The organism is Sulfurospirillum sp. SCADC (assembly GCF_000743525.1).
In the GTDB taxonomy this organism is placed as follows: domain Bacteria; phylum Campylobacterota; class Campylobacteria; order Campylobacterales; family Sulfurospirillaceae; genus Sulfurospirillum.
Map to the genome: position 1 here is coordinate 1 of NZ_JQGK01000028.1, position 7,038 is coordinate 7,038.

Below are 7,038 nucleotides of genomic sequence, written 5' to 3' on the forward strand. Positions count from 1 at the left end.
TGTTATAATATCTCGCTCCATAATCTCGCCTCCCACGGCTTTTTATGGAGTCTCAAGCAATTTTTAGACCCTTCTTCGCAACTAGCAGTTTGGGTTATTAGTATAAAAGTAATAAGTTGTTTTAAGCTTACATGTAAAGAGAATTGGCTAAAATGCAATCTTAAATTCATCCAGAAAGGTGGTGGATAGAGTATGCCAGGAATTAAAGTACATCCTAACGATTCGTTTGACGAAGCGTATAGAAAGTTTAAAAAACAAGTTGATCGTAACCTAGTTGTAACGGAAGTGCGTGCAAGACGTTTCTATGAAACAGCAACCGAAAAACGCAAAAAAGATAAAATTAGTGCGCGAAAAAAACAGTTAAAAAGACTTTATATGCTTCGCCGTTACGAGTCGAGACTCTAACACACACAGCCAAGAAGTTAGCTTCTTGGCTTCTTCTCTTAACCCTTCAAAAAACTTTCTCAAAATAAACTAAACAAACCTATGATAACATGAATGCAAATATATTTCTCTTTGTTAGCAAAAGGGTCACAAGATGGATAAAAAACTAACCGTTATCGAGGCGGCAAAGCTTTTAGGCGTGAGTAAAGAGGCTATCTACAATCGTTTGCGAAGAGGGTCGTTACAAAGTGTTGTTGAAAACGGTGTAAAGTACATTTTACTAACAAAAAACAGTCTCAAAGAAGGAGCGCCTGCGCGTAAAATGCCAAGTTCTACTGAGAGTGCTTATGTAGAGCTTCTTAAACTTCAGTTGGAAGAGATGAAGCTTAAAAACGAGAAACTCGAAGTTGATAAAGAACGACTGATTGCCGATAAAGAGCGTTTATTAATCGAATCCAAAGAAAAAATCGAGATGATCTATAAAGAGAGAGATGAACAGCTCAAAGCCATTCTTACGTTAGCCAATCGTCAAATCACACATGCTCCGCTAAACGAGACCGTCACAGCGGCTAACGCATCTGCGACAGATGCTTTTATGGCAAAGAGTCCTATTGAAGACGCTTTCTCTTTCGAGGAGGCGGATGTCTTAGATGAAGAGGAAGAGGGCGGTGTTGTGGAAGATAGGTTTGAGTCGTACAGTGATTGGAGAGATTTGCGTAGTTATCTTAAGGAAAAAGGATTTTCTAAAAAAGAGAAACAGTACATTAACGATAAAGTGGGGCAAAAAGTAGGTCAATTGAATGATGTGATGGATAAAAATGGCAAACTTTTTATCAAAAAAGGGAAAAAGCTTAAAGAGATATTGGGAGAATAAAAAGAGATGAAGTATATTCGTAAGATTTCAGATTATATGATCGCTGGTGGTATGGGTGTGCTTGTGATTGCAAGTATGCAAGGATGTGAGCAAAAAGATGAAAATAAAAATGTTCTAGCGGATGCTGCAAAAACGCAAGGTGCGCTGGTTATTGTCGATGAGAGTGCTACGGGTGAGTATAAAATAGCCGAAGAGTACCCAAGCTCAACGACGCGCGTCATTGTGCGAAAGCCTGATGGAAGCGAGCGGATTTTATCGCAAAGTGAAATTGATGCGCTCGTCAAAGAAGAAGCTGCTAAAATTGATAACAACACCTCTGCGCTCACCAATCCAAGTATGAGCTCTGGTCAGATGGGCTTAGGCGGTGTTTTGCTCTCTAGCATTGCGGGTGCGATGATTGGTAGTTGGATAGGCAATAAACTTTTTAACAATCAAAATTACCAAAATCAGCGCGCGACGACCTATAAATCTCCACAAGCGTATTCACGAAGTACCTCAAGTTTTAACAAACCGATGTCGACTTCGAGCAGTAGCAGCGCTACTAAAAGCAGTGGTTTCTTTGGCTCTTCAGGCTCTAGCAGTGGCTCTTCATCCAGTGGTACCTCCAGCGTACCTAGTAGTTCAGGAAGTTAATCATGTTACATGTAGAAAAAATTAGACCTTTAAGTAAAGAATTTTTAGAGTCCATTGGCTTTTATTGGCATACCGATGCGGATCAAACATCGTATGTTGCCGATGAACTGGTTCTGGTCAGCAACGACGAGGTAGAAGCGTATTATGAAGCAGCCAATGAGCTGTATGATATGTTTACGCAGGCAGGTCAATATGTGATCGATAACAATCTTTTCCATGAGCTCAACATCCCTTTTAATTTAGTGGAGTTGATCAAAAACTCATGGGCAAATGATGTGCATTGGCATCTGTATGGTCGTTTTGATTTTGCAGGAGGAGTGGGTGGTAAGCCGATTAAACTCATCGAATTTAATGCAGATACCCCAACATCCCTCTATGAGACAGCGATTATTCAATGGGCAATGCTCAAAGCCAATGGCATGGACGAAGCCAAACAGTTTAATACCGTGTTTGAAGCTTTAAAAGAGAATTTTAAACGCCTTGTCGTTCTTGGTGGAAATACGGAAGATTTTGCCAAGTTTTACGATGGTTGGAAGATTTTGTTCTCTTCGATTCGCGGAAATTTGGAAGATGAAAATACCACACGGTTACTTCAAACAGCCGCGAATGAGGCGGGATTTCATACCGATTTTGCGTATGTGGATGAGGTAGGCTTTAATGCCGAAGGGATTTTTAAAGAAGATGAAAATTTTGAATTTTGGTTCAAACTGATTCCTTGGGAAAATATCGCCATCGAAGAGGGTGATTTAGCCCTTTTATTGGATGAAATCGTGCGAGAGCAAAAAGCAATCATTCTCAATCCTGCCTATACGCTTTTGTTCCAAAGCAAGGCGTTTATGAAGATTTTATGGGATCTTTTTCCTAATCATCCGTTGCTGTTAGAGACATCGTATGAACCATTAAAGGGCAAAAAACAGGTTGAAAAACGGGCATTTGGACGTGAAGGCGCTAACACGATTATTTACGATACAGATATGTCTGTTATGGCAAAAGTTGAAGGTGATTATGGCAATTTTAAACCCATTTACCAAGCATATGTGGAACTTCCCAAAGATGCTGAAGGCAAATCCTACCAAGCAGGGGTCTTCTTTGCGTATGAAGGGTGTGGACTTGGCTTTAGAAGAGGAGGGCTCATTATGGAGAATTTTTCCAAATTTGTGGGTCACCGCATTAAAGATTAAAGTATTAGACTTCTTGCAAAACTCATTTTGCAAGAAGAAAAAGCACCAAAGGTGCGTGGGCACTCCGCTTAGGAGAGCCCAGTGTGAACGTAGCTTATAAAGCAAAGCTCTAAAAGTGTGTTATAGAGTTAAGAATTCTATTAAAGTATTGATAAGAACATAAGGAGAAAAAATGGCAAAAGAGCATAGTTTTGACATTACCGCAGAAATAGACAAACAAAAATTTAAAGACGCGTATGAGCAAGCTAAAAAAGTGATTACCAACCGATGGGATTTTAAAGGCATTACCTGCGAATTTGAGCACAATGAAAAAGCCAAAACGGTGACTCTTGTTACCACCAGTGACAGCAAAGCGGATGCTATGGTGGAGTCACTGATCTCCGAAGCGATTAAACGTGACATCTCTTCAAAAGCACTCAAAGAGACGAAGCGCGAAGTCGCAGGTGGCAATAAAACCAAAGTGACCGTCAGCATTGTTGATGCGATTTCCAGTGAAGATGCGAAAAAAATTGTCAAAGAGATTAAAGAGCTTAAGCTCAAAGTGCAAGCTTCCATTCGAGGCGATGTGGTACGCGTGGAGGGCAAAGCGATCGATGATCTGCAAGAGGCGATTAAAGCGATTCGCGGATGCGATTTTGACTTTCCTGTCAATTTTACCAATCTTAAGTAGCCATGGAGCAGATACCTCCTATTCTTGAGCTCGTCCCCAAGATCAAAGGATTTTGGTGTAGAGTTTTAATGTTTAGCCTCTATGGCGCGTTAACCTTCATCCCTTTGATTGTGGGCGTGTGGATAGGTTATGGGTACAATGTCTGGATAGGCATCGCTTTTTTCTTGTTTTTAACCCTTGTCAGTGGGGTCATAAGCTCGAAAATGCGTGTCTGTTCCATTCCGTTTGACCAACGCGAAATGAGCTATTCGACGATGGCGATTGTGAAGTGGTATTTGGCACGAAATGTCTGTTTCAAAGCGTAAGCAATCCTTACATGTAAAAATTTTATACAAGGCTTAGTGTGCGAAATCAACCCAAATATCATTTTATAAAAAATACAACCTACGCCCTTAAAGGCCTGAGAGATATTGTCGCCAATGAGACCTCTTTTCGTTTGGAATTGATCATTGTGCTGTGTTTATTGCCTGTGAATTTTTTAGTACCTTTGGAGCTTTCGTATAAATTACTGATGTTTGTTGCGTTAATGGGAATGCCTTTGGCGGAGGCAATTAACAGTGCCATTGAGCGAGTGACGGATTTGGTCACGCTTGAGTACCACGAAATGGCAGGGCGCGCTAAAGATGCAGGAAGTGCGGTTGTGTTTTTAAGCATCGTGATTGTTGTGATTGTATGGGGTGCTTGTTTTATTAAAATTATTTTTGGGTAATTTTTACACGACCTTTGTGTTGTGTACGAACATTTACGTCAAACATCGCAAGATTGTCATGCGGTTATGTTAGCCTTTACGAAAAGAGAGATTCGTAGGAGGTCAAACGTGTCAGATAAAATTTCCATAGGTCATTTAGCCATCGATAGCGTACTGTATCATTTTGTGATTCATGAAGCACTCCCCCAAACGGGCATTTCACCGGAGCAGTTTTGGAGTGGATTTGAGCGAACCGTGCACAGCCTTGCTCCATTGAATAAAGCCCTTTTAGACAAACGTGATGCGCTTCAAACAACGCTTGATGCGTGGTATAAAGCGCGTCGTGGTACTTCGTTGTCGTTTGAGGAACATCACGCTTTTTTGCGCTCGATTGATTATCTTATCCCACAGCCATCCCCTTTTTCCATTGTACCTTTACATGTAGATCCTGAAATCGCACATTGCGCTGCGCCACAACTGGTTGTTCCTGCAGACAATGCCCGTTATGCGCTCAATGCCGCCAATGCCCGATGGGGCAGTTTACTGGATGTTTTGTATGGAACCGATATGATCGAAGAAACCGTAGGTTACGAAAAACAAGGTGCGTATAATCCCAAACGCGGTGAAAAAGTTTTTGAGCTAACATATGATTTTTTAGATGCGATTATTCCGTTGCAGCAAGGCTCTTACCGCGATGTAAAATCGTTTACACTAAGCAATAAAACCCTAATCATGACGCTATTATCAGGAAGTGAGACAACGCTTAGTGTCCCCGAACAATGGGTGGCTTACCTTGAAAAAGAGGGTGTGTTAACTTCGCTTGTTTTTAAACATCATGGTTTACATGTAGAGATTCAATTCGATGCAAAGAGTCTGATAGGGCAGAGCAATGTAGCTGGTATCAAGGATGTAATTTTAGAATCGGCGCTTAGCGCTATTCAAGATTGCGAAGACTCCGTTGCGGCGGTGGATAGTTTCGATAAGGTGAACATTTATCGAAACTGGAATGGCCTGATGAAAGGCGATTTGTCTGTTGATTTTGAAAACAGAGGCAAAATGATTCATCGCACCCTCAATCCCGATAAGCATTTTTTAACCCCTGATGGGCAAACACTCACGCTCAAAGGTAGGGTGTTATTATTGATTCGCAATGTGGGAATGCACATGTACACCGATGCTATCACGTATCAAGGCGAAGCTATTCCCGAAGGGTTTTTAGATGCGTTTGTCACGACATTGTGTGCGATTCATGATTTGCGCAAAAATGAAGGCATTCGCAACAGTGTGGAAGGAAGCATTTATATCGTAAAACCCAAATGCCATGGAGCGGAAGAGATCGCCTTTGTAAGCACTCTTTTTGCGCAGGTTGAAGAGGTTTTGGAGCTTCCTTTGCATACCATTAAAATGGGTATTATGGATGAGGAGAGACGTACTAGTGTCAATCTTCAAGCGTGCATTGAAGCGGCGAAAGAGCGCGTCTTTTTTATCAATACAGGATTTCTGGATCGAACGGGCGATGAGATTCATTCGTGCATGGAATTGGGTGCCGTTGTTCCCAAAGAAGAGATGAAAAAAGAGGTATGGCTAAAAGCCTATGAAGATCAAAATGTCGATAGTGGGCTTCTTTTAGGCTTTAAAGGAAAAGCGCAAATTGGGAAAGGTATGTGGACGATGCCTGATGCCATGAAAAAGATGGTGGAGATCAAAATCGCTCATCCCCAAGCCGGTGCTACCACCGCATGGGTTCCCTCCCCAACAGCGGCGACATTGCATGCGTTGCATTATCATTACGTGGATGTAATGGCAAAACAAGAAGAACTGATGAGACGACAAAAAGCTTCACTAGAAGCCTTACTGACGCCACCTCTTTTAAAACGAGTATTGAGCAAAGAGGAGAAAATCAAAGAGATTGAAAATAACATACAGAGTATTTTAGGGTATGTTGTGCGGTGGGTAGATCAAGGTATTGGATGCTCCAAGGTTCCCGATATGAACAATAACGAACTGATGGAAGATAGGGCAACACTGCGCATTTCAAGCCAACACCTTGCGAACTGGCTCTACCATGGATTGGTGAGTGAAGCAGAGGTTAAAGAAGCGTTTAAAAAGATGGCGGTAATCGTCGATCGTCAAAACAGTCATGATGAACATTACAAGCCTATGGCGCCACATTTTGAAGGAAGTATTGCGTTTCAAGCTGCGCTTGATTTGGTTTTTACAGGAAGAGCCCAACCCAATGGCTATACGGAATTTAGTTTACATGTAAAGCGAAAAGAGGTTAAAAAAGCCTAAGAGAAGAGAGAAGGCTTAGCATGTAACCTTCTCTCGTGCCTTCTACTAGAGAAAATTTTTAAAGACTGCGAGAATTCCCCAGATCAGAAGAACAACCACACTTAAAAGCAACATTTTTTCACGATATTAGAAGATTTTATGAGGCGATGCTTATAAACACAATACGCATACAATGGATGGTTATAACCCAAACTGCTAGTTGCGAAGAAGGGTCTAAAAATTGCTTGAGACTCCATAAAAAGCCGTGGAGGGCACGTTTATGGAGCGAGACATTATAGCAGTTTACTGTTTAATTGACGAATATTTGAAGCTATCA

At 41.4% G+C, this 7,038-nt stretch carries 8 protein-coding genes; all 8 read left to right on the plus strand.

Annotated elements, in window-relative coordinates; all coding sequences use genetic code 11:
* The first annotated feature begins 192 nt into the window (after positions 1–192).
* The 8 genes from rpsU to JU57_RS13355 all read left to right on the plus strand — a co-directional run bounded on the left by rpsU (position 193) and on the right by JU57_RS13355 (position 6,722).
* Positions 193–405, plus strand: a complete 213-nt coding sequence (gene rpsU / locus JU57_RS13320) for a 30S ribosomal protein S21 (protein ID WP_025343347.1) — start codon at positions 193–195, stop codon at positions 403–405.
* Between the two features lie 133 nt (positions 406–538).
* Complete coding sequence (locus JU57_RS13325) at positions 539–1,258, plus strand: helix-turn-helix domain-containing protein (RefSeq protein WP_037962121.1); 720 nt, start codon at positions 539–541, stop codon at positions 1,256–1,258.
* 6 nt (positions 1,259–1,264) lie between these two features.
* Entirely contained in the window at positions 1,265–1,891 is a 627-nt protein-coding gene (locus tag JU57_RS13330) for a UPF0323 family lipoprotein (RefSeq protein WP_037962123.1), read from the plus strand.
* A 2-nt stretch (positions 1,892–1,893) separates the two neighbouring features.
* Positions 1,894–3,072, plus strand: a complete 1,179-nt coding sequence (locus tag JU57_RS13335; protein ID WP_037962125.1) for a glutathionylspermidine synthase family protein — start codon at positions 1,894–1,896, stop codon at positions 3,070–3,072.
* 172 nt (positions 3,073–3,244) lie between these two features.
* Positions 3,245–3,742: a YajQ family cyclic di-GMP-binding protein gene (locus JU57_RS13340; protein ID WP_037962126.1), complete on the plus strand. Its 498-nt coding sequence runs from the start codon at positions 3,245–3,247 to the stop codon at positions 3,740–3,742.
* Between the two features lie 68 nt (positions 3,743–3,810).
* Positions 3,811–4,047: a hypothetical protein gene (locus JU57_RS13345; RefSeq protein WP_294877481.1), complete on the plus strand. Its 237-nt coding sequence runs from the start codon at positions 3,811–3,813 to the stop codon at positions 4,045–4,047.
* Between the two features lie 38 nt (positions 4,048–4,085).
* Positions 4,086–4,451 carry a diacylglycerol kinase gene (locus JU57_RS13350; RefSeq protein ID WP_037962130.1) on the plus strand — a complete coding sequence of 122 codons (366 nt, stop codon included), beginning with the start codon at positions 4,086–4,088 and terminating at the stop codon, positions 4,449–4,451.
* A gap of 108 nt (positions 4,452–4,559) precedes the next feature.
* On the plus strand, positions 4,560–6,722 hold the full coding sequence (locus JU57_RS13355) for a malate synthase G (RefSeq protein ID WP_037962132.1): 2,163 nt from the start codon (positions 4,560–4,562) through the stop codon (positions 6,720–6,722).
* Positions 6,723–7,038 lie beyond the last annotated feature (316 nt).

Excerpts from the sequence above, each read along its gene's own strand:
- JU57_RS13345 (WP_294877481.1), top strand. The coding sequence starts at position 3,811 with ATGTTTAGCCTCTATGGCGCGTTAACCTTCATCCCTTTGATTGTGGGC.
- JU57_RS13330 (WP_037962123.1), top strand. The coding sequence starts at position 1,265 with ATGAAGTATATTCGTAAGATTTCAGATTATATGATCGCTGGTGGTATG.
- JU57_RS13335 (WP_037962125.1), top strand. The coding sequence starts at position 1,894 with ATGTTACATGTAGAAAAAATTAGACCTTTAAGTAAAGAATTTTTAGAG.
- rpsU (WP_025343347.1), top strand. The coding sequence starts at position 193 with ATGCCAGGAATTAAAGTACATCCTAACGATTCGTTTGACGAAGCGTAT.
- JU57_RS13340 (WP_037962126.1), top strand. The coding sequence starts at position 3,245 with ATGGCAAAAGAGCATAGTTTTGACATTACCGCAGAAATAGACAAACAA.
- JU57_RS13325 (WP_037962121.1), top strand. The coding sequence starts at position 539 with ATGGATAAAAAACTAACCGTTATCGAGGCGGCAAAGCTTTTAGGCGTG.